The 23,895-nt window shown below is 75.0% G+C and carries 21 protein-coding genes; 4 read left to right on the top strand and 17 right to left on the bottom strand.

Annotated elements, in window-relative coordinates:
• Positions 1-6 precede the first annotated feature (6 nt).
• The 16 genes from D1781_RS10940 to D1781_RS11015 all read right to left on the bottom strand — a co-directional run bounded on the left by D1781_RS10940 (position 7) and on the right by D1781_RS11015 (position 19,192).
• A complete protein-coding gene (locus D1781_RS10940; protein ID WP_119482325.1) occupies positions 7-1,398 on the bottom strand; it encodes an RsmB/NOP family class I SAM-dependent RNA methyltransferase in 1,392 nt (463 codons plus the stop codon).
• A complete protein-coding gene (fmt, locus tag D1781_RS10945; protein ID WP_119482326.1) occupies positions 1,395-2,309 on the bottom strand; it encodes a methionyl-tRNA formyltransferase in 915 nt (304 codons plus the stop codon). Before fmt ends, D1781_RS10940 begins: the two co-directional genes overlap by 4 nt.
• A 117-nt stretch (positions 2,310-2,426) precedes the next feature.
• Positions 2,427-4,316, bottom strand: coding sequence for a primosomal protein N' family DNA-binding protein (locus tag D1781_RS10950; protein WP_199706559.1), 1,890 nt, complete (start codon positions 4,314-4,316; stop codon positions 2,427-2,429).
• Positions 4,317-4,321: 5 nt separating this feature from the next.
• The gene (metK, locus tag D1781_RS10955) at positions 4,322-5,509 is read right to left on the bottom strand and encodes a methionine adenosyltransferase (RefSeq protein ID WP_119482327.1); all 1,188 of its coding nucleotides are present in this window, start codon (positions 5,507-5,509) and stop codon (positions 4,322-4,324) included.
• A gap of 39 nt (positions 5,510-5,548) precedes the next feature.
• A complete protein-coding gene (gene coaBC, locus D1781_RS10960) occupies positions 5,549-6,778 on the bottom strand; it encodes a bifunctional phosphopantothenoylcysteine decarboxylase/phosphopantothenate--cysteine ligase CoaBC (protein ID WP_119482328.1) in 1,230 nt (409 codons plus the stop codon).
• A gap of 11 nt (positions 6,779-6,789) precedes the next feature.
• Positions 6,790-7,086: a DNA-directed RNA polymerase subunit omega gene (rpoZ, locus tag D1781_RS10965; protein WP_119482329.1), complete on the bottom strand. Its 297-nt coding sequence runs from the start codon at positions 7,084-7,086 to the stop codon at positions 6,790-6,792.
• A 122-nt stretch (positions 7,087-7,208) separates the two neighbouring features.
• On the bottom strand, positions 7,209-8,108 hold the full coding sequence (gene gmk / locus D1781_RS10970; protein ID WP_233551276.1) for a guanylate kinase: 900 nt from the start codon (positions 8,106-8,108) through the stop codon (positions 7,209-7,211).
• Positions 8,109-8,121: 13 nt separating this feature from the next.
• Positions 8,122-8,988, bottom strand: a complete 867-nt coding sequence (gene pyrF / locus D1781_RS10975) for an orotidine-5'-phosphate decarboxylase (protein ID WP_119482330.1) — start codon at positions 8,986-8,988, stop codon at positions 8,122-8,124.
• The gene (gene carB, locus D1781_RS10980) at positions 8,988-12,290 is read right to left on the bottom strand and encodes a carbamoyl-phosphate synthase large subunit (protein WP_119482331.1); all 3,303 of its coding nucleotides are present in this window, start codon (positions 12,288-12,290) and stop codon (positions 8,988-8,990) included. Before carB ends, pyrF begins: the two co-directional genes overlap by 1 nt.
• Positions 12,290-13,477 (bottom strand): glutamine-hydrolyzing carbamoyl-phosphate synthase small subunit, encoded by a 1,188-nt coding sequence (gene carA / locus D1781_RS10985; RefSeq protein WP_119482332.1) that lies wholly within the window; start codon positions 13,475-13,477, stop codon positions 12,290-12,292. Before carA ends, carB begins: the two co-directional genes overlap by 1 nt.
• A complete protein-coding gene (locus tag D1781_RS10990) occupies positions 13,464-13,973 on the bottom strand; it encodes a PH-like domain-containing protein (protein WP_119482333.1) in 510 nt (169 codons plus the stop codon). Before D1781_RS10990 ends, carA begins: the two co-directional genes overlap by 14 nt.
• Positions 13,967-15,280, bottom strand: coding sequence for a dihydroorotase (locus D1781_RS10995; RefSeq protein WP_119482334.1), 1,314 nt, complete (start codon positions 15,278-15,280; stop codon positions 13,967-13,969). Before D1781_RS10995 ends, D1781_RS10990 begins: the two co-directional genes overlap by 7 nt.
• Positions 15,277-16,227 carry an aspartate carbamoyltransferase catalytic subunit gene (locus D1781_RS11000; RefSeq protein WP_119482335.1) on the bottom strand — a complete coding sequence of 317 codons (951 nt, stop codon included), beginning with the start codon at positions 16,225-16,227 and terminating at the stop codon, positions 15,277-15,279. The genes D1781_RS10995 and D1781_RS11000 overlap by 4 nt, the downstream gene beginning before the upstream one ends.
• On the bottom strand, positions 16,224-16,760 hold the full coding sequence (pyrR, locus tag D1781_RS11005; RefSeq protein ID WP_119482336.1) for a bifunctional pyr operon transcriptional regulator/uracil phosphoribosyltransferase PyrR: 537 nt from the start codon (positions 16,758-16,760) through the stop codon (positions 16,224-16,226). The genes D1781_RS11000 and pyrR overlap by 4 nt, the downstream gene beginning before the upstream one ends.
• A gap of 54 nt (positions 16,761-16,814) precedes the next feature.
• Positions 16,815-17,789 carry a GNAT family N-acetyltransferase gene (locus D1781_RS18115; protein WP_325048819.1) on the bottom strand — a complete coding sequence of 325 codons (975 nt, stop codon included), beginning with the start codon at positions 17,787-17,789 and terminating at the stop codon, positions 16,815-16,817.
• Between the two features lie 20 nt (positions 17,790-17,809).
• Positions 17,810-19,192 carry an HNH endonuclease signature motif containing protein gene (locus D1781_RS11015; RefSeq protein ID WP_119482338.1) on the bottom strand — a complete coding sequence of 461 codons (1,383 nt, stop codon included), beginning with the start codon at positions 19,190-19,192 and terminating at the stop codon, positions 17,810-17,812.
• Between the two features lie 124 nt (positions 19,193-19,316).
• Between D1781_RS11015 and D1781_RS18120 the strand changes: the two genes are divergently transcribed.
• Positions 19,317-20,216: an NUDIX domain-containing protein gene (locus D1781_RS18120; protein ID WP_119482339.1), complete on the top strand. Its 900-nt coding sequence runs from the start codon at positions 19,317-19,319 to the stop codon at positions 20,214-20,216.
• A 77-nt stretch (positions 20,217-20,293) separates the two neighbouring features.
• The gene (locus tag D1781_RS11025; protein ID WP_119482340.1) at positions 20,294-20,599 is read left to right on the top strand and encodes an EthD family reductase; all 306 of its coding nucleotides are present in this window, start codon (positions 20,294-20,296) and stop codon (positions 20,597-20,599) included.
• Positions 20,600-20,676: 77 nt separating this feature from the next.
• Here D1781_RS11025 and D1781_RS11030 read toward each other — a convergent pair whose 3' ends face one another.
• Complete coding sequence (locus D1781_RS11030) at positions 20,677-21,354, bottom strand: phosphonatase-like hydrolase (protein ID WP_119482341.1); 678 nt, start codon at positions 21,352-21,354, stop codon at positions 20,677-20,679.
• Between the two features lie 166 nt (positions 21,355-21,520).
• Here D1781_RS11030 and D1781_RS11035 point away from each other — a divergent pair, with 166 nt between their 5' ends.
• On the top strand, positions 21,521-22,657 hold the full coding sequence (locus D1781_RS11035) for a TIGR03364 family FAD-dependent oxidoreductase (protein ID WP_119482342.1): 1,137 nt from the start codon (positions 21,521-21,523) through the stop codon (positions 22,655-22,657).
• A gap of 65 nt (positions 22,658-22,722) precedes the next feature.
• Entirely contained in the window at positions 22,723-23,895 is a 1,173-nt protein-coding gene (locus tag D1781_RS11040; RefSeq protein WP_119482343.1) for an ABC transporter substrate-binding protein, read from the top strand.

The following is a 23,895-nucleotide window of genomic DNA, read 5'->3' on the forward strand; positions in this document are numbered from 1 at the left end:
GCCCGGTCAGTCGCGCGTGAGCAGCTGGATGAACATCGCGTCGGTGCCGTGCCGGTGCGGCCACAGCTGCGCCGCCGTGCCGCGCTCCGCGTCGTGGAGCCGGCGCCCGCTCAGCGCGTCGACCACGGGCGCGGTGGGCAGCGCCCGCAGGCCCGGGTGGCGCTCGAGCGCGGCCGCCACGACGTCCGTGGTCTCCGCGATCACCGGCGAGCAGGTGACGTAGGCGAGCACGCCGCCGGGCAGCAGCGCCGCGACCGCCGCGTCGAGCAGCTCGCCCTGGAGCACGGCGAGCGGCGGCACGTCCTCCGGCCGCTTCCGCCAGCGCGCCTCCGGACGGCGGCGGAGGGCCCCGAGGCCCGAGCAGGGCGCGTCGAGCAGGACGCGGTCGAAGCGGCGGTCCCCCGACGCGAATCGGCGCCCGTCGCCGGTCTCGACCGGGCCGGCGCCCGGCACCGCGGCGAGGGCGCGCTCGACCAGGCCGGCGCGGGCCGGCGTGATCTCGTTCGCGACGAGCTCCGCGCCGCCCTGCCGCGCCTCCGCGGCGAGCAGCGCGGCCTTGCCGCCGGGGCCGGCGCACAGGTCGAGCCAGCGCTCGCCGCGCCGGACCGGCCGCGCCCGCGTCAGCGCGAGGGCGGCGAGCTGCGAGCCCGGGTCCTGCACGCGGACGACGCCCTCGGCCACCGCGGGCAGGCGGCCGGGGTCGCCGCCGTCGAGCTCGACGCCGATGGGCGACAGCCGGTGCGGGCGCAGAGGCAGGCCGTCGCCGTCGACGAGCGCGTCGCGGTCCGCGAGTCCGGGCAGCGCGGCGAGGCCGACGGGCGGCGCAGCGTCGTCCACCTCGAGCAGCGGCAGCAGGTCGCCGCCGCCGTCCGCCATGGCGGCGAGCGCGCGGTCGAGCTCCCGCACGACCCAGACGGGATGGCCGGTCGCGAGCGCGGCGCGCTCGGCGGGGTCCTCGACGCCCTCGACGAGCAGGGCGGTCCAGGCGTCGGCATCCCGTTCCCCGACCCGGCGCAGGACCGCGTTCGCGAACCCGGCCGCGCCGCGACCCGCGACCTCGCGCGCCTGCTCGACGGCCTGGTGGACGGCCGCGTGCCGGGCGGTGCGGAGCGCGAGCAGCTGGTGGGCGCCGAGGCGCAGCACGTCGAGCACCGGCGGGTCGATCCGCTCGACCGGGCGCCCGGCCGCTGCGGCGATGATCGCGTCGTACCGGCCGGCGAGCCGGAGCGCGCCGTAGGCGAGCTCGGTGGCGAAGGCGGCGTCCTCGCGCGACGGCCTCCGCCGCTCGAGCAGGACGGGGAGGAGGAGGTTGGCGTAGGCGTCGCGCTCGCGGACGCCGGCGAGCACCTCGAGCGCGATCGCGCGCGCCGGGCTGACGGCCGACCCGCGGGCGCTCACGCGAGCACCGCCCCGGTGCCGGCGCCGCGCAGCCAGGCGTCGGCGGGCATCGCGCCGCGGCCCTCGGGCTGCACGCGGAGCAGCTCGAGTGCGCCCTCGCCGCAGCCGACGAGCACCTGCCGGCCCGCGGCCGCGACCACCCCCGGGTCGAGGCGGGGCGTCTCCCGCGCGGGCGCCGCCTCCAGCACCTTGAGGCGCCGGTCGCCGGTGGTGGTCCACGCGCCGGGCTCGGGCGTGCAGCCGCGGATGCGCGCGAACACGCGGTCCGCGGGCTCCGTCCAGTCGAGGCGGCCGTCCGCGAGCTCGAGCTTGGGCGCGAGCGTCGGCTCGCCCTCCTGCGGCACCGCGACCGCGGAGCCGTCGGCGAGGCGGTCGACCGCGCCCGCGAGGACCCGGGCGCCGATGCCGGCGAGCCGGCCGAGCAGGTGGCCGGCGGTCTCGAGCGCGCCGATCTCGACGGGCTCGCTCGCGAGCACCGGCCCGGTGTCGAGGCCCGCCTCGAGCCGGAACACGGCCACGCCCGCCGTCGTGTCGCCGGCGATCAGGGCGCGCTGCACGGGCGCGGCGCCGCGCCAGCGCGGCAGCAGGGAGAAGTGCAGGTTGACCCAGCCGAGCCGCGGCGCGGACAGCAGCGGCTCGCGCACGAGGCCGCCGTAGGCGACGATCACGGCGAGGTCGGCGCCGAGGTCGGTGAGCTCGGCGGTCTCCGCGGGGCCGAGCCGGCTCGCGCGCAGCACCGGCAGGCCGAGCGCCGTCGCGCGCGCCTCGACCGGCGACGTCGTGAGCACCCGCTTGCGGCCGAGCGGCGCGGGCGGGCGCGTGACGACGCGCACGACCTCGTGGTCGGACGGGGCGAGCGCGTCGAGCGAGGGCACGGCCGCCTCGGGGGTGCCGGCGAAGATCAGGCGCATCCCGTCAAGCCTGGCACGGCGCATGCGGACCGACGACGGCCCGTCGTGAGGCGCGGCGCGTTCAGCGCCGCGCTACGACACCGACTTCGATCCGCCTGCGGATCGAAGGCCATCAACTCAGAAGGGCTCGTGGGGGTCGAAGCGGACGCGGAGGACCGGGGGCGGCGGCGCGGGCGGCTTCGGGCGCCGGGCGCTGCCGTGCTTGAGGAGCGCCTCCTTCGCCACCGCCGCGACCCGCCTGCCGGCGCCGGTGGGGAAGCGGACGACCGCGCGCTCCCCCCGCTCCTCGGGCGCGCGGGTGAGCAGATCGGCCCCGACGGCGGCCCAGGCGTCGACGAGCTCCTCGACGGCACGGACCGGGCCGGTCGCCGCCGCGAGCCGCACGGCGGGCGGGAAGCGCAGCTCGCGGCGGTCGCGCAGCTGCCGCGCGGCGAAGTCGGCAGAGCGCCACGTCGCGAGCGCCGTCGCCACGTCGCCGGTGACGCCGACGAGGTGCACGGGCGCGTCCGGCGCGGCGAGCATCGCGGCGGAGGACCACCAGCGGAGGCAGTCCTCCGCGACCCAGAGCGACTCCCGCAGCAGCATGCGGGCGCCGTCGAGCAGGAGCACGGCGCGGTAGCCGCCGGGCGCGCGCGGCTCGGCGCCGCGGGTGGCGATGACGAGGCGCGGGCCGCCCTCGACCGCGTCGTGCACGTGGTCGCCGTCCGCGACGACGACCGGCACGCCCGGGAACGCGCGGCCGAGCTCGTGCGCGGTGCGGCCGGCGTCGATCGGCGGCGGCGCCTCCCCCGCCCGGAGCGCCCGCAGCGCGGCGTCGCCGGGCTTCGCGACCTGCACGAGCACGGGGCCGGAGGTGAGCCCCTGCTGGGCCGCTCGGTACGCGGCGGAGGGGATGCGGGCGCCGCGGCCGTCGTCGGGGGTGAGCACGACCTCCGGGCGCCCGCGCGGCGGCTCCCACGACTCGACCCAGCCGAGCTCGACCAGCCGCTGCACCGTCGACGACCGGGAGGACGAGAGCAGGAGCAGGCCGGCGCCGGACTGCTCCTGCCGGATCAGCGCGACGTCGCGGGTGCCCGCGTAGGGCGCGAGCGGCTCCTGGTGGAACGGGTCCGCCTCCTCCCACACGACGATCGCGCCGAGCTCCGCAGCGGGCGCGTAGACCGCGGAGCGGTTGCCGATGAGGACGTGCGGGCCCGGCTCGAGCGCGGCGAGGTGCGCCCGGTAGCGGGCGGCCGGCGCCCGGGAGGCGTCGATGCGGAGCACCAGCGCGGCGGCGGGACCGGCGCAGAGCGCCGCCTCCAGCTGGTCGAGGTCCCGCCGGTCGGGCACGGCGACGATGACGCTGCGACCCGCGGCGGCGACCGCCGCGGCCGTCGTGGCGACGTCGGCCGCCCAGCCGCCGACCCACTGCCCGCCGACCTCGACGAGGTGCGTCGTCGGCAGCGTCGCGACGCGGCGCCCGGCGAGCAGCGCGTCCGCGACCTCGTCGCCCGGCGCCTCGACCGCGGCGGGCTCCGTCCGCTCCGCCGCGAGCCAGCGCTGCTCGACCCGCGCCTGCCGCTTCGGCACCGCGATGCGGAGCACGTCGCTCGCCACGCCCGCGTTCCGGTCGGCGACGGTCCGCGCGAGCCGCCAGACCTCCGGCGCGAGCACGGGCGCGGTCGAGACGACGCGGTCGAGCGGCGACAGCTCCCCCGGCGCGTCGGACGTGTCGGCGACGTCGACGATCCAGCCGTCCGCGACCCGGCCCGCGACCCGGAGCGGCACCTTCACCCGGGCGCCGACGACCGCCTCCGCCGCCGTCGCGGCGGGGATGCGGTAGTCGAAGAGGTGGTCGAGCCGCGGCAGCGGCGAGTCGAGGACGACCTTCGCGACCCGCTCGGGCGCTGGGGAGGCGGGAGCGGTCTCGAGGCTCGCTGCGCTCGCACCTCGACCGGCGGGTGGGCTCGCTGCGCTCGCACCTGGACCGGCAGGTGGGGCCGGGTCGGCGACCGCGAGCTCGTCCACGACCGCTACAGGCCGGCGGCGGCCGCCAGGTCGGCGGCGCGGTCCGTGCGCTCCCACGTGAACGCGGGGAGCTCGCGGCCGAAGTGCCCGAAGGCGGCCGTGTCGGCGTAGATCGGGCGGCGCAGGTCGAGGGCGTCGATGATCGCGGCGGGGCGCAGGTCGAACACCTCCCGGATCGCGCTCGTGATGCGGTCCTCCGGGACGTGGGCGGTGCCGAACGTCTCGGCGTACAGGCCGACGGGCTCCGCCGCGCCGATCGCGTAGGCGACCTGCAGCTCGAGGCGGTCCGCGAGGCCGGCGGCGACCGCGTTCTTCGCCACCCAGCGCATCGCGTACGCGGCCGAGCGGTCGACCTTCGACGGGTCCTTCCCGGAGAACGCGCCGCCGCCGTGCCGGCTCGCGCCGCCGTAGGTGTCGACGATGATCTTCCGGCCGGTCAGGCCCGCGTCGGCCTTCGGGCCGCCGACCTCGAAGCGGCCCGACGGGTTGATGTAGACGCGGGGGCTGCGGACCTCGAGCCCGGACTCCTGCAGCACCGGGTCGATCACGAAGCGGTGCACGTCCTCCCGGATCGTGCCCGACTCGACCCACGGCGCGTGCTGCGTCGACACGACGACCGCCTCGACGCTCACCGCGCGCTGCCCGTCGTAGCCGATCGTGACCTGCGTCTTGCCGTCCGGGCGGAGGTACCGGAGGGAGCCGTCCTGACGCAGCCGGGTGAGCCGCTCCGCGAGGCGGTGCGCGAGCGCGATCGGCACCGGCATGAGCTCCGGCGTCTCCCGCACGGCGTAGCCGAACATGATCCCCTGGTCGCCGGCGCCCTGCAGGTCGTACGGGTCGTCGCTGCCCGCCCGCGCCTCGACGGCGACGCCGACGCCCTCCGCGATCTCGCGCGACTGCTCCCCCACGCTGACGCTGACGCCGCAGGTGGAGCCGTCGAAGCTCTGCTCGGACGAGTCGTAGCCGATGCGCCGGATGCGGTCGCGGACGATGCCGGGGATGTCGACGTAGCCCGTGGTCGACACCTCGCCGGCGACCTGGACGAGCCCGGTCGTCACGAGCGTCTCGACGGCGACGTGCGCCTGCGGGTCCTGCGCGAGGAGGGCGTCGAGGATGCTGTCCGAGATCTGGTCGCAGATCTTGTCCGGGTGCCCGGGGGTGACGGACTCGGACGTGAACAGGCGCAGCGGCATGCGGTGGCTCCTCGGGCTGGGGCGATCGGGCTCCGCGGCTCAGGCGGGGGCGACGACGTCCAGGATGGCAGCCGCCACCGACGCCTTGCTGCCCGCCGCCTCCGCGCGCACGGCGCCGCCGGCGTCGATCACGGTCACGGCGGTGTCGCCCGGGCCGAACCCGCGGTCGAGGCCGACCTCGTTCAGCACGAGGAGGTCGGCGCCCTTCCGCGCGACCTTCTCGCGCCCGAGGGCGAGGCGCCGCTCGGCGTCCGGCTCCGTCTCCGCCGCGAAGCCGACGACCACCTGGCCGGGGCGCGGGCGCTCGGCCGCGATCGTCGCGAGCACGTCCGGGTTGCGGACGAGCTCGACGGTCACGGCGTCGCCGAGGTCGTCCTTCTTCAGCTTCTCGGGCGCGAACGCGGCGGGCCGGTAGTCCGCGACCGCGGCCGCCATGACGACGACGTCCGCGGCCGCCGCCTCCCGGCGCATCGCCTCGAGCAGCTCCGCGGCCGTGCGCACCGGCACGATCCGGACGCCCTCCGGCGCGGGCGCCTCGAGGTTCGCCGCGACGAGCACGACGTCCGCGCCGCGGTCGCGTGCCTCGGCCGCGAGCGCGACGCCCTGGCTGCCGGTGGAGGCGTTCCCGAGGAACCGGACGGGGTCGAGGGGTTCGCGCGTGCCGCCCGCGGAGATCACGACCGTGCGCCCCGCGAGGCCCTGCGGCACGGGTGCCGGCTCGGACCGGTCGAGCTCGGGGTTCGCGGCGACCGCCGCGTCGAGCGCGGCCTCGACGACGTCGGCGGGCTCGGACATGCGGCCCGCACCCGCATCGGTGCCGGTGAGCTGCCCGCTCGCCGGCCCGACGACCACGACGCCGCGCGACTCGAGCGTGCGGACGTTCGCCTGCGTCGCCGCGTTCGTCCACATCTCGGTGTGCATCGCTGGCGCGACGACGAGCGGCGCGGCGGAGGCGAGCACGGTGGTGCCGAGCAGGTCGTCCGCGAGCCCGGCGGCGAGCTTCGCGAGCGTGTTCGCGGTCGCCGGGGCGATGACGATCAGGTCGGCCTGCTGGCCGAGGGCGACGTGCCGCACCTCCGCGACGCCCTCGTAGAGGTCCGCCTCGACGGGGTTCCGGCTGATCGCCTCGAGCGTCGGTCGCCCGACGAAGCGGAGCGCGGCCGCCGTCGGGACGACGTGCACGTCGTGCCCCGCGAGCACGAGGGCGCGCACGACCCCGACGGCCTTGTAGGCCGCGATGCCGCCGGTGATCCCGACGACGACCCGCATGACGCCGGCTGCTACTCGGCCGAGGCCTCGGCGTCGGCGACGACCTCCGCCGGCAGCTTCTCCTCGGCGGCGATGCTGAGCTTGTCCTCGTTGATCTCGCGGAGCGCGACCGAGAGGGGCTTGTCGTCGATCGACGACTCGACGAGCGGGCCGACGTTGTCGAACAGGCTGCCCTCGTGCAGGTCGGCGTAGTAGTCGTTGATCTGCCGCGCGCGCTTCGACGCGAAGATGACCAGGCCGTACTTCGAGTCGACCTTCGTCAGCAGCTCGTCGATGGGCGGGTCGATGATGCCCTTGTTCTCGGCCATGTGCGGTCTCCTTCGTGTGACGCGCATTCCGTTTTGAAGGAGTTCTTCGCGCGAAACGCCGAGAACTCCTTCAAAACGAACGCTGGGACGGGACCGCGCAGGGTCCCGAAGAGTTCGCCCGATCAGGCGGTCATCAAGTCTACGACCTCGCGGGCCGCTTCGGGCACGTCCGTGTTCACGACGGTCGCGTCGAACTCCTCCTGGGCCGCCAGCTCGACCTTCGCGGTCTCCAGCCGGCGCGCCTGCTCCTCCGGGCCCTCGGTGCCGCGGCCGACGAGCCGGCGCACGAGCTCGTCCCACGTGGGCGGCAGGAGGAAGACGAGCCGCGCCTCCGGGAACGCCTGCCGGACCTGCCGGGCGCCCTGGATGTCGATCTCGAGCAGCACGCTGCGGCCGGTCGCGAGGGCGTTCTCGATCGGGGCGCGCGGCGTGCCGTAGCGGTACGCGTTGTGGACGGTCGCCCACTCGAGGAACTGCCCGGCCTCGACCATCCGGTCGAACTGCTCGTCGGTGAGGAAGAAGTAGGTGACGCCGTCGATCTCGCCGGGGCGGGGCGGGCGCGTCGTCGCGCTCACCGACAGCTGCACGTCGGGGTAGTGCTCGCGGATGTAGCCCGCGACCGTGCCCTTGCCGACCGCGGTCGGCCCGGCGAGCACGACGAGCCGGCTGCCGGGGGTCTCCGGCTCCGCGGGGCGGCGGGGCGCCTGCCGGCGGACGAGGAACTCGTGGAGGCGCTGGTACTGGTGCACGCCGAGGCCGCCGAGCCGCTTGGAGGGCGAGATGCGCAGCTCCTGCATGATCTTCGCGGTCCTGGTCGGGCCGAGCCACGGGATCGCGCCGATCAGCTCGCTGACCCGCAGGGTCGCCTCCGGCTGCACGCCGTCGCGCGCGGCGGAGGACAGCACCTCGCTCGCGCTGCGCTCGCCGCTCGACACCTGGCGCTTCACCTCGGCGCGCGCGCGGCGCGCCGCGACCGCGGCCCGGGACCCGGCGAGCCGGTCGACCTCCGGCGGGTTCACCACGCCTGCCCCCGTCTCACGCGATCGCCTCGCCGAGCAGCTCGGACTGCCGCGCGATGGACTCGCCGAGGCCCGCGGGGCCGGAGGCGAGGATGCTGCGCGACGCGGTCACGATCGTCGTGCCCGCGGCGACGCCGAAGAGCCGCTTCACGTCCGCGAACTGCGCGCCCTGGTAGCCGAAGCCGGGCGCGAGGATCGGGACGGCAGGGCCCTCGGCGAGCTGCGCGAGGTCGATGCCGTAGTCGAGGAAGTCGACCGTCGCGCCGAGCACGACGCCGATCGAGCCGATCGCCTTGCCCTCGGAGTGCGTCCGGTTCCAGTTCACGGCCCGGCTGGCGAGGGCGCCGGCGAGCGTCTTGCCGCTCTGCGCCTCCCGCTTGATCTCGGCCGTCTGCACGGCGAGCGCCTCCGGGTTCGACGTCGCGGCGAGCACGAAGAGACCCTTGCCGTAGCGGGCGGCGAGGTCGAGCGGGCTCCGGAGGGCGCCGAAGCCCTGGAACGCGCTGATCGTCATCGCGTCGACCTCGAGCGGCGAGCCCGGCGTGAGCCAGGCCTGCGCGTACGCCTCGAGCGTCGAGCCGAGGTCGCCGCGCTTCACGTCGCCGACGACGATCAGCCCGGCGTCGCGCGCCTCCTTCAGCACGTCCTCGAGAACCTTGTACCCGATCGACCCGAACCGCTCGTAGAACGCCACCTGGGGCTTCACGATCCCGACCCGGCCCGCGCACGCCTCGACGACCCGCAGGCCGAACTCGTGGGCGCCGACGGCCGAGACCGGCAGCCCCCACTCGGCGAGCAGGTACTCGTGCGGGTCGATGCCCACGCAGAGGTGACCGTGGTCGCCGAAGGCCTTCGCGAGCCGGTCGCCGAAGGTGTCGACCATCAGCGCACCGCCTTCCCGCCGGCAGGGGTGCTGCGGCGTCGCTCGTACTCCTGGAGCGGAGTCACATCGAATCCTGCCCGAATCGCGTCCACGCTCGCCACCGCGGCCGTGAGCTGAGCCACCGTCGTGAACAGGGGTTTGTCGGCTGCGACCGCCGCGGCGCGGATCTCGTAGCCGTCCGCGCGGGCGCTGCGGCCGCTCGGCGTGTTGACGACGACGTCGATCTCGCCGCGGCGGATCAGCTCCACCACGTCCGGACCGACCTGCTCGGCGTCGCTCACCTTGCGGACCACCTCGGCGGGGATGCCGTTGCGGTGCAGCATCTCCGCGGTGCCCTCGGTGGCCAGCAGGTCGAAGCCGAGCTGGCTGAGCCGCAGCGCGGAGAGCACGACCGAGCGCTTGTCGCGGTCGGCGACCGACACGAACGCGCGGCCGCCCTCCGGCATCCCGCCGTAGGCGGCGTCCTGGCTCTTCGCGAACGCGCGCGGGAAGTCGCGGTCGATGCCCATGACCTCGCCCGTGGAGCGCATCTCGGGGCCGAGGAGGCTGTCGACGACCTGGCCGTCGCGGGTGCGGAACCGCTTGAACGGCAGCACCGCCTCCTTGACCGCGACCGGCGCGTCGGCGGGCACGTCGCTGCCGTCGCGCTCCGGCAGCAGCCCGGCCTCGATCAGCTCGCCGACCGAGGCGCCGGCCATCACCCGCGCGGCGGCCTTCGCGACCTGCACGCCGAGCGCCTTCGAGACGAACGGCACGGTGCGGGACGCGCGGGGGTTCGCCTCGAGCACGTAGAGCACGCCCGCGGCGACCGCGAACTGCACGTTGAGCAGGCCGCGCACGCCGACGCCCTCGGCGATCGCGAGGGTCGCGCGGCGCACTTGGTCGATCACCTCGCGGCCGAGCGTCACGGGCGGCAGGGTGCAGGAGGAGTCGCCGGAGTGGATCCCCGCCTCCTCGATGTGCTCCATCACGCCGCCGATCCAGAGCCGCTCGCCGTCGTAGATCGCGTCGACGTCGATCTCGATCGCGTCGTCGAGGAACCGGTCGACGAGCAGCGGGTGGTCGGGCCCGACGATCGCCTGCCCGGCGATCCGGTCGAAGTACGACACGAGGCTCGGCTCGTCGTAGACGATCTCCATGCCGCGGCCGCCGAGGACGAAGGAGGGGCGGACGAGCACGGGGAAGCCGATGCCGCGGGCGGCGGCGAGCGCCGTCTCCGCGTCGACCGCGGTGCCGTTCTTCGGCGCCTGCAGCCCCGCGTCCTCGAGGATCGACGCGAACAGGCCGCGCTCCTCCGCGAGGTCGATCGCGGCGGGCGAGGTGCCGAGGATCGGCACACCGGCCGCCTCCAGCCCCTTCGCGAGGCCGAGCGCGGTCTGGCCGCCGAGCTGCACGATGACGCCCGCGATCTCGCCCGACGCGGACTCGGCGTGCACGACCTCGAGCACGTCCTCGAGCGTCAGCGGCTCGAAGTACAGCCGGTCGGAGGTGTCGTAGTCGGTCGACACCGTCTCCGGGTTGCAGTTGATCATCACCGTCTCGTAGCCGGCGTCCTTCAGCGTGAAGGCCGCGTGCACGCACGAGTAGTCGAACTCGATGCCCTGGCCGATGCGGTTCGGGCCGCTGCCGAGGATGATCACCTTCCGCGCGTCGGAGGGCTCCACCTCCGTCTCGGCGTCGTAGGTCGAGTAGTGGTACGGCGTGAGCGCCGGGAACTCCCCCGCGCAGGTGTCGACGGTCTTGTAGACCGGCCGGACGCCGGCGGCGTGCCGGGCGGCGCGGACCTCGGCCTCCGTCGTGCCGCGCAGCTCCGCGAGCTGCGCGTCGGAGAAGCCCTCCTCCTTCGCGAGCCGCAGGAGGTCGTCGTCGAGCGCGTCCGCCGCGCGGATCTGCTCGGCGAGCTCGCCGATCGCGACGATCGCGTCGAGGAACCACGGGTCGATCGCGGTCGCCTCGAAGACCTCCTCGACGGTCGCACCGGCGCGGAACGCCTGCTGCACCTGCACGATGCGGCCGTCGGTGGGCGTGCGGATCTCCTCGAGCAGCGCCGCCCGGTCGCCGGGCTCGCCCTGCCAGTGGAAGGAGCTGCCGCGCTTCTCGAGCGAGCGCAGCGCCTTCTGCAGCGCGGCGCCGAAGGTGCGGCCGATCGCCATCGCCTCGCCGACCGACTTCATGGTCGTCGTGAGCTCCGGGTCGGCGGCCGGGAACTTCTCGAACGCGAACCGGGGCACCTTCACGACGACGTAGTCGAGCGTCGGCTCGAAGCTCGCGGGCGTCACCTTCGTGATGTCGTTCGGGATCTCGTCGAGGCGGTAGCCGATCGCGAGCTTCGCGGCGATCTTCGCGATCGGGAAGCCGGTGGCCTTCGACGCGAGCGCCGAGGAGCGGGAGACGCGCGGGTTCATCTCGATCACGATGATCCGGCCGGTGGTCGGCTCGACCGCGAACTGGATGTTGCAGCCGCCGGTGTCGACCCCGACGAGCCGGATGATGTCGATGCCGATGTCGCGCATCCGCTGGTACTCGCGGTCGGTGAGCGTCATCGCCGGCGCGACGGTGATCGAGTCGCCGGTGTGCACGCCGACCGGGTCGACGTTCTCGATCGAGCAGACGACGACCGTGTTGTCGGCCTGGTCGCGCATCAGCTCGAGCTCGTACTCCTTCCAGCCGAGGATCGACTCCTCGAGGAGCACCTCCCCGACCGTGGAGGCCGCGACGCCCTGGGAGACGAACCGCACGAGCTCCTCCGGGGTGTGCGCGAAGCCGGAGCCGAGGCCGCCCATCGTGAAGGAGGGGCGGACGACCATCGGGTACCCGAGGTCCTCCGCGTACGCGAGGGCCTCCTCGACGCTGCGGGCGATCGCGCTGCGGGCGACCTCCGCGCCGGCCTCGATGACGAGGTCCTTGAAGATCTGGCGGTCCTCGCCGCGGCGGATCGCGTCGACCTTCGCGCCGATCAGCTCGACGCCGTACTCGTCGAGGATCCCCGCCTCGGACAGCGCGATCGCCGCGTTCAGCGCCGTCTGGCCGCCGAGCGTCGGCAGCACCGCGTCCGGGCGCTCCTTCGCGATGATCGCCTCGAGCACCGGCGTCGTGATCGGCTCGATGTACGTCGCGTCGGCGAAGTCGGGGTCGGTCATGATCGTCGCCGGGTTCGAGTTCACCAGGATGACGCGCACGCCCTCCTCCCGCAGCACGCGGCAGGCCTGGGTGCCGGAGTAGTCGAACTCGGCCGCCTGGCCGATGACGATCGGCCCGGAGCCGATGACGAGGACGCTCCGGATGTCGTCGCGCTTGGGCATCAGGAGGCTCCGTTCGTCGGGGTCTGCTCGACGGCGATCGCCGCGGCCTCGCCGCGGTCGCGCTCCGCGATGACCATGTCGCGGAAGCGGTCGAAGAGGGCGTCGGCGTCGTGCGGGCCGGCCGCCGCCTCCGGGTGGTACTGGACCGAGAACGCCGGCAGGTCGAGGCAGGCGATGCCCTCGACGACGTCGTCGTTCAGGTCGACGTGGGTCACCTCCGCGCGGCCGTAGCCGGCGGGGGTCTCGACGGGGCCGCCGCGCGGGGCGTCGACGGCGAAGCCGTGGTTGTGCGCGGTGATGCCGATGCGGCCCGAGCGCAGGTCGACGACCGGCTGGTTGATGCCGCGGTGGCCGAACGGCAGCTTGTAGGTGTCGAAGCCGAGCGCGCGGCCGAGCAGCTGGTTGCCGAAGCAGATGCCGAAGAACGGCGTGCGGCGGTTCAGCACCTCCCGCAGCAGCCCGATGTGGTGCTCGCTCGCCTCCGGGTCGCCGGGGCCGTTCGAGTAGAAGACGGCGGAGGGCTCGAGCGCGTAGAGCGCCTCGATCGTCGTCGACTCGGGCACGACGTGGACGTCGAAGCCGCGACCCGCGAGCGCGTTGATCGTCGCCGCCTTGATGCCGAGGTCGAGGATCGCGACGGAGCCGATCCGCTCGCCGCGCGCGGGCACCGTGTAGGTCTCGGCGGTCGAGACCTCGGCGGAGAGGTTGCGGCCGCTCATCTCCAGGCTCTCCCGCACGAGCGCGAGCTGCTCCTCCGCGTCGAGCGCCGCGTCGGCGCCGGAGAAGATGCCGGAGCGCATCGCGCCCTTGTCGCGGAGGTGACGGGTGACGGCGCGGGTGTCGATGCCGGAGATCGAGACGATGCCGTCGCGCTCGAGGTCGCTGTCGAGCGTGCGCTGCGAGCGGTGGTTGGACGCGACGCGGCTCGGCGCGTGCGCGGCGTAGCCCGACACCCAGATGCGGCGCGACTCCGGGTCCTCGTCGTTCATGCCGGTGTTGCCGACGTGCGGCGCCGTCATGACGACGATCTGGCCCGCGTAGGACGGGTCGGTCAGCGTCTCCTGGTAGCCGGTCATGCCGGTCGTGAAGACGGCCTCGCCGAAGGTGCGGCCGCGGGCGCCCCAGGCGCGGCCGGGGAAGCGGCGGCCGTCCTCGAGCACGAGCACGGCGGGGTCAACTGTCGGCACGGGGCACCTCCTGGTCGGCGGGTCGGATGGTCGCGAGCAGGGCGGCCTGCGCGTCGGGGGTCAGGCGGAAGGCGGACTCGACGGGCACCTCGGCGCCGTCGGCGCCCTGCAGGGCCCAGGCGAGCACGGTGAGCCCGTCGCGCTCGACGCCCTTGTCGAGCGCCCAGCTCGCGGTCCCGGCGTCGCCGCCGGCGGGCACGAGGAACGGGTCGCCGCCGGCGCGCTCGACGAGCACGCCGCTGGCGGTCGGCGTCAGCGTCGCCGGGGCGCGGAAGCCGAGACCGGCCGCGACGACGCGGTCGAGCGGCCGGTCGACGAACGTGGTGGCGACGAGCAGGCCCCGGACCGCGGGGCCCGACGCCGCGAGCCCTGAGGGCACGGGCGGCAGGGCGAGGCCGCGCTGCGCCCGACGGCGGCGGCGCCAGCTCCACGCCATGCCGGCGAGCGCCAGCACGAGCAGCGCGACCACGATCGCCACGGACACGGGGTTCACCACGGCGCGCCCACCTCCTCCGGCTCGCGGAGGCGGCCGTCGAGCACGGTCGGGGCGCCGCGGAACACGGTCGCGACGACGCGGCCGGGCAGCTCCTGCCCGAGGTACGGCGAGTTCGTGCTGCGACCCGCGAGGTCGTCGACCGACAGGCGGCGGCGCGCGGCGGGGTCGAGCAGCACCAGGTCGGCCGAGCGGCCGACGGCGATCGGCCGGGCGGCGTCGACGAGCCCTCCGATCTCGGCGGGGCGCCTCGACATCGCGCGCTCCACCTCCGGCCAGCCGAGCAGGCCCGTCTCGACGACGGCCGCCTGCACCACGAGCACCGCGGTCTCGAGCCCGACCATGCCCATGGCGGCGGCGGACCACTCGCTGCGCTTCGCCTCCGCCGGGTGCGGGGCGTGGTCGGTGGCGACCGCGTCGATCGTACCGTCGGCCAGTGCGGCGCGGAGCGCCGTCACGTCCTCCTCGGTCCGCAGCGGCGGGTTCACCTTGAAGCGGGCGTCGTAGCCGCGCGCGGCCTCGTCCGTCAGCCACAGGTGGTGCGGGGTGACCTCCGCCGTGATGCGGATGCCGCGGGCCTTCGCCCAGCGGACCACCTCGACGCTGCCGGCCGTCGAGACGTGGCAGACGTGGAGGCGCGAGCCGGTCGACTCGGCGAGCAGGGCGTCGCGGGCGATGATCGCCTCCTCGGCGACGGCCGGCCAGCCCTGCAGCCCCAGGTCGGCGGCGACCGCGCCGTCGTGGAGCTGCGCGCCCGCGGTGAGCCGGGGCTCCTCCGCGTGCTGCGCGATGACGCCGTCGACGATGCGCGCGTACTCGAGCGCGCGGCGCATCAGCAGCGGGTCGGCGACGCACGAGCCGTCGTCGCTGAACACCCGCACGCGGGCGCGGGAGCGGGCCATGGCGACGAGCTCCGCGAGCTCCTCCCCCTGCCGCCCCTTCGACACCGCGCCGATCGGGCGCACATCGACGTAGCCGGCTTCCTCGCCGAGCGCCGCGACCTGCTCGACGACGCCGGGCCCGTCGGCGGCCGGCGTCGTGTTCGGCATGGCGTGGATCGTCGTGTAGCCGCCCGCGGCCGCGGCGCGTGAACCGGTGAGCACGGTCTCCGCGCCCTCCCCGCCGGGCTGGCGGAGGTGGGTGTGGAGGTCGACGAAGCCCGGCAGCAGCAGCAGGCCGTCGGCGTCGATCGTCCGCTCCCCCGCGGCGGGCGGGAGCGAGCCGAGCTCGACGATCGCGCCGCCGTCGACGCGGACGTCGGTGCAGGTGCCGTCGGCGAGCGCAGCGCCCCGGATGACGTAGGCGCTCATGCCGCCCGGTCCCCTGCGAGCACGTCGTAGAGGACGGCCATGCGCACCCCGATCCCGTTCTGCACCTGCTCGAGCACGGTCGACCGCGGCGAGTCCGCCACCGCGCCGGCGATCTCCAGCCCGCGGTTCATGGGCCCCGGGTGCATCACGAGGCTCGTCGCGGGCAGCCGGTCCGCGCGGGCGACCGACAGGCCGTAGAGGGAGGCGTACTCCTTCGCGGTCGGGAAGAACGCCTCGGTCATCCGCTCCCGCTGCACGCGCAGCATCATCACCGCGTCCGGGCCGTCGTCGACGGCGGCGTCGAGGTCGATGCCGGTCGTGACCGGCCAGCCCTCCGTGTGCGTGGGCAGCAGCGTCGGCGGCGCGACGAGGTGCACGGAGGCGCCGAGCGCGGTGAGCAGCCAGACGTTCGACCGGGCGACCCGGCTGTGCAGGATGTCGCCGACGATCACGACCCGCAGGCCGTCGAGGTCGCGGCCGCGGGAGTCGTCGCCGTGGCGGCGCTTGCGGATCGTGAACGCGTCGAGCAGCGCCTGCGTCGGGTGCTCGTGGGTGCCGTCCCCGGCGTTGACGACGCCCGCGCGGGTCCAGCCGCTGGTCGCGAGGGTGTGCGCGGCGCCGGAGGACGAGTGGCGGATGACGATGCCGTCCGCGCCCATCGCCTGCAGCGTCTGCGCCGTGTCCTGGAGGCTCTCCCCCTTCGACACCGACGACCCCTTCGCGCTGAAGGTGATCACGTCGGCGGAGAGGCGTTTCGCCGCGGCCTCGAACGAGATCCGGGTGCGCGTGGAGTCCTCGAAGAAGAGGTTGACGATCGTCGTCCCGCGCAGGGTCGGCAGCTTCTTCACCTGCCGGCGCTGCGTGTCGGCCATGTCCTCGGCGACGTCGAGCAGGGCGACCGCCCGGTCGCGCGTGAAGCCCTTCGTGGACAGCAGGTGGTCGCTCACTGCTCGCCCCCTTCGATCGTGACCGCGTCGTCGCCGTCGACCTCGGTGAGGGTGACGCGCACCCGCTCGGTCTTCGCGGACGGCAGGTTGCGCCCGACGGAGTCGGGCCGGATCGGCAGCTCGCGGTGGCCGCGGTCGACGAGCACCGCGAGGCGGACCACCGCGGGGCGGCCGAAGGCGGTGACCGCGTCGAGGGCGGCGCGGACCGTGCGGCCGGAGTAGAGGACGTCGTCGACGAGGACGACGGTCGCGCCGTCGAGGTCGACGGGGATCTCGGTGCGCCGTGTGGGGCGGGTCGGCTGCCCGGCGAGGTCGTCGCGGTACAGCGTCGTGTCGAGGACGCCCGCGGGCACCTCGCGCCCGGCGATGCGCGTCATCTGCGCGGCGAGCCGCTGGGCGAGGACGGCGCCCCGGGTCGGGATGCCGAGCAGCACGAGCCGCTCCGCGTCGGGGTCGTGCTCGACGAGCTCGTGGGCCATGCGCGTGATCGCGCGCCGGACGTCATCCGCCTGCAGCAGGGTGCGCAGCGTCATCCGACCTCCTTCCCCGCCTCACTGGACGGTCCGTTAAAGGTGATCGCGGCGAGCCTAGCGCGGGTCGCGGACGTCGTCCCCCGGCGCCGGAGCGAGGTCGTAGGTGACCCACGGCGTCGCGGTCGCGACCCGGTCGTAGACCGCCCGAGCGGTCGCGTTGTCGCTCGCCGTGATCCAGCGGACGACGCTCGCGCCCTCCTTCGCGGCGATCGTCGCAGCGGCGCGGAGCAGCGCGGTCGCGGCGCCGCTCCCCCTGGCCTCGGTCGCGGTGAACAGGTCGTCGAGGTACAGCCCGAGCGTCGCGGTCGACGGCCGGGCGAAGACGCGGAGGTTCGCGAGCGCGACGGGTCGGTCGGTCTCGTCGACGGCGACGAGCCCGCGCAGGCCGTGCCGCCCGTCCCGCACCCACGACCAGGTCGTCGCGACCGCCTGCGCGTCCTCCTGCAGGCGGTAGAACGCGCGGTACCCGGCGTACAGCTCGAGCCAGCGGGACTCGTCGTCGGCATGGATCGCGCGCACGCGGAGGGGCGGATTCACCGTCGCCGTCATCTGCAGGCGCCTCCCCCAACGGTCGAGGCCGATCCGGCCCTCCGTCTCGGCGAGGTCCCGGAGGTACGCGGTGTCCGGCTCGGACTCGACGAAGCCGAGCCGGGCGTAGAAGGGTGCGTTCCAGGGGACGTCGGCGTAGGTCCGCAGCGTGACGCGGCTGTGGCCGCGCCGGGCCGCTTCGGCGGCAGCGGCACGGACCAGGGCGGTGCCGATGCCGAGGCGGCCGTGCGATCGACGCACGGCGAGCTGCTCCAGGTGGGCGCCGTCCTCCTCGAGCACGTGCGCGAACCCGACCGGCTCGCCGTCATCCGTCTCCGCCGCGACGAGCAGGAACCCGGGCCGCTCGGCACGTGCGCGGCCGTTCGCGGCACGGTCCCACTCGTCCGGCCGCAGGTGTTCGACGAGCAGACGGTCGGCGTCGTCCTCGACGTCCGCCAGGCGGTCGAGGTCGCGGTCGCTGGCGAAGCGGATCACAGGCACGGGTCGATCCTCGCGGTTTGTCACGCATAGAGGTCGATCGGCGGGATGCGGCCGCCCGGCCGCCGGCGTCCGGTCGGGTCGATCCACGGCGGCGGGGTCCACCACCATCTGCCGTCCTCCCGCTCGACCTGCCAGCCGTGCACGTCGTGGAGGAGGTGGCACCGCCAGCAGAGGAGCAGGCCGTTGTCGCTCGAGGTCGGGCGGTAGCCGGCGGGGCGGAGGTGGGCGCCGTCGCACCAGGAGGGCGGGGCGTCGCAGAGCGGGCCGGCGCAGCCGCCGTCGCGGACCGCCATCGCCCGCCGCTGCGCCTCCGAGAAGTACTGGCGCCCCTGCCCCAGGTCGAGCGGCTGCGACTGCCCGCCGAGCACCACGGGGATGATCTCGGCGTCCGCCGCGAGCATGCGGGCGACGCCCGCCGAGATCTCGGTGCCGCAGTCCGGCAGCTGCGCGGCGCCGAGGCCGGTCCGCAGCGCCGTCTCGGTGATCGTCACCAGCATCGTGACGGCGGTGCCGCCGACCTGGCCGTCGTCGACGCGGACGGCCTTCTTCGCCAGGCGGTGGACGCCGTCGACGCGGCGCTGCGCGAGCGGGCGGCGGTCCTCCGCGTCCGGGTCGGCGGCCGGGTCGTCGGGCACGGCGATCACGGTCCGCTTCATCGCGGTGTTCGCGTCGATCGCGGTCTTCAGGAACCCGTCGGTGAGCGCGTCGAGGTCGAGCACCCGGCGGACCAGACCGTTGCGGAGCACCTTCCGCGTGACCGACGGCAGCGGGGCGGGCTCGGCGGTCGAGGGCGCGCCGCCCTCGGGGTGCGCCATGCCGGGGGCCTGCTTCAACCAGCCGATGACGTCGTCCGCGGCCCAGCCCTGCAGCGCGATCTCGAGGACCTGCCGCTCCAGCTCGTCCGCCTCGTCGGGAGCGAGACCGGGCGCCGCCTTCGCGAGCGCGCGACGCATCGCGGCCGCCACCTCGGGGTCGAGGAGGCCCGCGGCGAACGCCTCGGCGACCTGCGGGAACGCCGGGGGAAGCGCCTCCCCCGTCAGGCTCTCGCGGGACCGGAACGCCGTGCCGGACGCGACGGCGGTGCCCGCCTGCGCGCGGGTGGTCCCGGTGACCTCGGCCACGAGCGCCGCCGGCCCGGACGCGCCCATCCGCTTCGCGAGCGAGGACCCGTCGCGGGGTTCCGACCGACGCGCGATCTCGCCGGCGATGCGCGCCTGTTCGGCCTGCGCGAGCCGCACCAGCCGGGACGCCTCACCCGCCGCGCGGAGCAGCTCCTGATCGGACACGAGCCGGATCGCCCCCTCCGACGAGGCACCGTCGAACCGGCCGCCCGCGGCGACGCGATCGAACACGGACGCGTAGGCGCCCGCCTGCTCGATCAGCGCCTCGGCGTTCCGGTTCATGCCTGCATCCCACCACGGGCCACTGACACTGCTTCCCGACCAGGACCAGGTGTTTCCCGCTCAGTGGAAGGCGCGTCGAGCACGTCTGAGCCGCCGATACCGGCGTCGTCCGTAGGCTCCGACCGTGCTGTGGCCCGTGTCCGCGAAGGCGATCGTGATCCAGGACGGGGCCGTCCTGCTCGGCCGCAACGACCGCGACGAGTGGGAGCTGCCGGGCGGTCGGGTCGAGCGCGCCGAGGAGCCCGCGGCCGCGGTGGTGCGGGAGGTCGAGGAGGAGACCGGGCTGCACGTCGTCGTGACGACACTCCTCGGCGCGCGCAGGTTCGAGGTGCTGCCGGACCGGTACGTGCTCGTCCTCGGCTACGCCTGCGCGCTCGTGGAGCACGCGCCGCTCGTCGTGTCGGAGGAGCACGGTGCGCTCGCCTGGCACCGCCTCGACCGGCTCGACGAGATCGCGCTGCCCGAGGTCTACCGCGACCTCCTCGCGCCCGCAGCACGACGACGGGTGGTCCTCCTCGGGGACAGCCACCTCGCGAAGCTCGACCAGGCCGCGTCGGACCGCCTCCGCGAGACGCAGCCCGACCGTCCACTGATCGTGAACCGCGCCGTCGGCGGGTCCTCCGTCCTCGACGTGCTCAGCGGGGTCGAGCCGGATCCCGTGCTGCCGCGCGACGTCTCGGTGCTCAGCGTCGGCACGAACGACTACGCGCCATGGAAGCGCGTGCCGCTCGACAGGTTCACGCGCGCCGTCGGCGCAGTGCTCGACCGCCTGCGACTCGGGCGGGTGATCGTGCTGCTCCCACCCGAGGTCGACGAGGCGCGGCAGCGCTCCGCGGGTCGGACCCTCATCCGGACCTCTGTCGACCGCGCCCCCTACGCGGACGCGGTCCGTGCGGCGTCCGCTCGGGTCGGCGCGACCGTCGTCGAGATCCCGCGGGAAGCCACGGCGGGCGCGGACGGCGTGCACCTCGACGCCGACGGCTACGACGTCCTGCTCGATCTGCTCGCTCGCGCACTGGGGTGATCGCCCGACGCCGACCCGTGACGCCGCGTTGCGCGGCACCGGATGCGGAGACGGCCCCGGAGTGGTCTGCTGTCCTCATGCCAACGAAGATCGAGCTCATCGTCGACAACCAGGACGACAACGCCGCGCTGGACGCGGAGTGGCCGAGCCTGCTCGAGAAGGCGCGGGCCCTGCCCGGCCTCGAGCGCCTCGAGTCCGGGAAGGTCTGGCCGAAGGAGGACGGGTCGCCGACGCCGGCGCACCGCTCCCTGCTGCTGTACTTCCCCGGCTACGACGCGGCGTCGGCCGCGACGTCGTCCGCGGAGGGCGGCGAGTTCTTCCCCGCGTTCTTCGGCGCCGCGCACGGCAAGGTGACCGCGCTCTTCACCGACATCGAGTCCTGAGGCCCCCTGGCGGGGCGCTCCGCTGCTGATCCGGCGGAGCGCTCCGCCGTATCAGCAGCGGAGGGCCCCGGGAGGGGTCAGGCCTCGGCCTCGAGCAGGGCCGGGACGTCGGCGAGGCTCGCGAGCAGGTGCGTGTGCCGAGCGGCGCCGAGCTCGGCGACCGTGTGCGCTCCCGTGAGCACGCCGACGACGAAGCGGGCGCCGGCGCGCGTGCCCGCGGTGACGTCGTTCACGGTGTCGCCGGCGACGAGCACCTCCCGCACGTCGACGACGCCGGTCGCCTCCATCGTCCGGAAGACGAGGTACGGCGCGGGCCGGGAGGCGGTCACGTCCTCCGCCGTGACCAGGGCGTCGACGTCGGCGCCGACCCGCCAGCCGACCGCGTCGAGCAGGCCCTCCGCGACCTCGCGGCGGTAGCCGGTCTGCAGCGCGACGCGGACGCCGTCCGACCGCAGCTGCGCGACCGCCTCCCGCACCCCGGGCAGCAGGACCGGCGGGTCCGCCTCGTACGCGGCCGCGAGGTCGTCGGAGAACGCGGCGAAGACGGCGTCCGCCTGCCGCACGTCCTGGTGCAGCGCGACGAGCAGCCCGACGATCGCCTCGCGCTTGTCCGTGCCGCTCCACCGCGACAGCAGGTCGTCGGGCACGTCCTGGCCCGTCGCGCGCTCGACCGACTCGCGCAGCACCGCGTACACGGCGCCGCCCTCGTCGATCGTCGTACCGGCCATGTCGAGCGAGGCGAGGCGGATCGTCACGACGGAGGATCCTGTCGTCCCGCTCGCCCCGGTCTCCCCGGGAGCCCCTGCTGTTCACCCCGAGTTCGTCCGGCCCGCTCCCGGTGACCGGCAGGCGAACGGTCCGTGAGCACTGCTCGGAATCCGCCGTGAGGACCTCCGCGACACAGCACACTCACGGCTCGTGATGGAACGCAGCGCGGACCTGGTGGTCGTGGGAGCCGGCGTCGTCGGCCTCGCGCACGCCTGGCACGCCGTCCGCGCCGGGCTCCGCGTCGTCGTCGTCGAGCGCGACGAGCGGGCCGTCGGCGCGAGCGTCCGCAATTTCGGCCACGTGTGCACGACCGCGCAGGCGGGCGAGGTGCTCGAGCTCGCCCTCGTCGCGCGGGAGGAGTGGCTGCGGCTCGCGTCCGACGCGGAGCTGCGGGTCCAGCGCACGGGCACGGCCGTCGTCGCCCGCACCGACGCACAGGCCCGCGTCCTCGAGGAGTTCGCCGCCGAGCGCGGCGACGCGGTCCGGCCGCTCACCGCCGGCCGCGCGGAGGACCTGCTCGGCTTCGCCGTGCCGGGGCTCGTCGCGGCCGCCCACCTGCCCGCGGACCTCCGCGTCGACCCGACCACCGCCGTCGCGGTCGTCGCCGCGCACCTCGAGCGCCTCGGCGTCGAGTTCCTGTGGCGCACGAACGTGCTCGCGCTCGACCCCGGCGTCGTCCGCACCACCCGCGGCGTGCTCCGCGCCGCGAAGACGGTGCTCGCGGTCGGTCACGACGTCGACCGGTTCCTGCCCGACGTCGCCGACGTGCACGGGCTCGTCCGCTGCCGCCTCCGGATGATGGAGGTGGACTCGCCCGTCGGCGTCGTGCCGCCCGCGGTCCTCACCGGCAGCTCGATGCTCCGCTACGACGGGCTCGCGCAGCAGCCCTCGGCCGCCGCCGTGCGGGCCGAGCTCGCCGAGGCGTCGCCCGCGCTGCTCGAGCAGGGCGTCAACCTCATGCTCACGCAGCGGCCCGACGGCCGCCTCGTGATCGGCGACACCCATCACTCCGGCATCACGGAGGACCCGTTCGAGGACGAGCGGTCCGACGCCCTGATCCTCGACGAGGTGAGCCGGCTGATCGGCGCCCCGCTCACGGTCCGCCGGCGCTGGCGCGGCGTGTACGCGTCCAGCCCGAAGGCGCCCTTCCTCGTCGCGGAGCCGATGACGGACCTCCTCGTCGTCTCCGTCACCACCGGCATCGGCATGACCACCGCGCTCGGCCTCGCGCGCCGCACGGTCGCCGATCACGTGCTGAGCGCCGCCGCGCCCGCGCTCGTCACCACCTGACGCGCGCCCCTCGACCCGGCGCCGGCACCCGTCGACGCCGTCCCCCACCAGGAGGAACTCCCCACATGCACAGCACCATCACCCGCCGCGGCGTCGTGCGGGCCGCGTCGGCCCTCGCGCTGGCCGGCATCACCGCCGCGTCCCTCGCGGCCTGCTCCGGCAGCGCCTCGGGCGCCGCCGGCAGCGGCGCGCCGATCCCGAAGGCGTCGGCCGCGGCCGCGACCTCGGCGGAGGACTTCGGCGGCCTGAAGGGCCTCGAGGCCGCCGCGAACGCGGAGGGCCGCCTCAACGTCATCACCCTGCCGCCGTCGTGGGCGAACTACGGCAAGATCATCGCCGGCTTCGAGAAGAAGTACCCGAAGATCACGATCACCTCGCAGAACCCGAACGGGTCCTCCGCGGACGAGGTCGCCGCCATCAAGGCGCAGGGCACCGGCTCGAACGCTCCCGACGTCGTCGACATCGGCACGGCCGTGCTCGACGCGAACAAGGACCTGTTCACGCCCTACAAGGTGGCGAACTGGGCCGACATCCCCGCGGACTACAAGGACGCAGACGGCCTCTGGTACTACGACTACACGGGCCTGATGTCGATCGGCTACGACTCGTCCAAGGTGAAGGCGCCGACGTCCCTGCAGGACCTCCTCGGCTCCGAGTACAAGGGCAAGGTCGCGATCAAGGGCGACCCGACGCAGGCGAACGAGGCCGCCAGCGCCGTCTACCTCGCGGCGGCGCAGTCCGGCGGCAGCGCCGACGACGTGCAGCCGGGCATCGACTTCTTCGGCAAGCTGAAGAAGGCCGGCAACATGATCTCGGTCCTGCCGACGCAGGCCACCGTGAACTCGGGCCAGACCCCGGTCGTCATCCAGTGGTCGTTCAACAACGTCGCGTGGGGCGCCGCCGGCGGCTCGACGGGCAACCCGAACTGGAAGACCGTCGTCCTGCCCGGCACCGCGATCGGCAGCTACTACAACCAGTCGATCAACAAGAACGCGCCGAACCCGGCCGCGGCCCGGCTGTGGGAGGAGTACATCTACTCCCCCGAGGTGCAGAACCTGTACCTCGCCGCCGGCGCCTACCCCGCCACGCTGAAGGCGATGACGGACGCGAAGACCGTGGACGAGGCGACGCTCAAGTCGGTCGGCGAGCCGCCCGCCGAGCTCGTGCAGCTCACCGCGGACCAGGCCACGAAGGCCGCGTCGGTCCTCAAGGCCGGCTGGTCGAAGGCCATCGGCTGA

This window comes from Amnibacterium setariae (genome assembly GCF_003581425.1).
Classification (GTDB): Bacteria; Actinomycetota; Actinomycetes; order Actinomycetales; family Microbacteriaceae; genus Amnibacterium; species Amnibacterium setariae.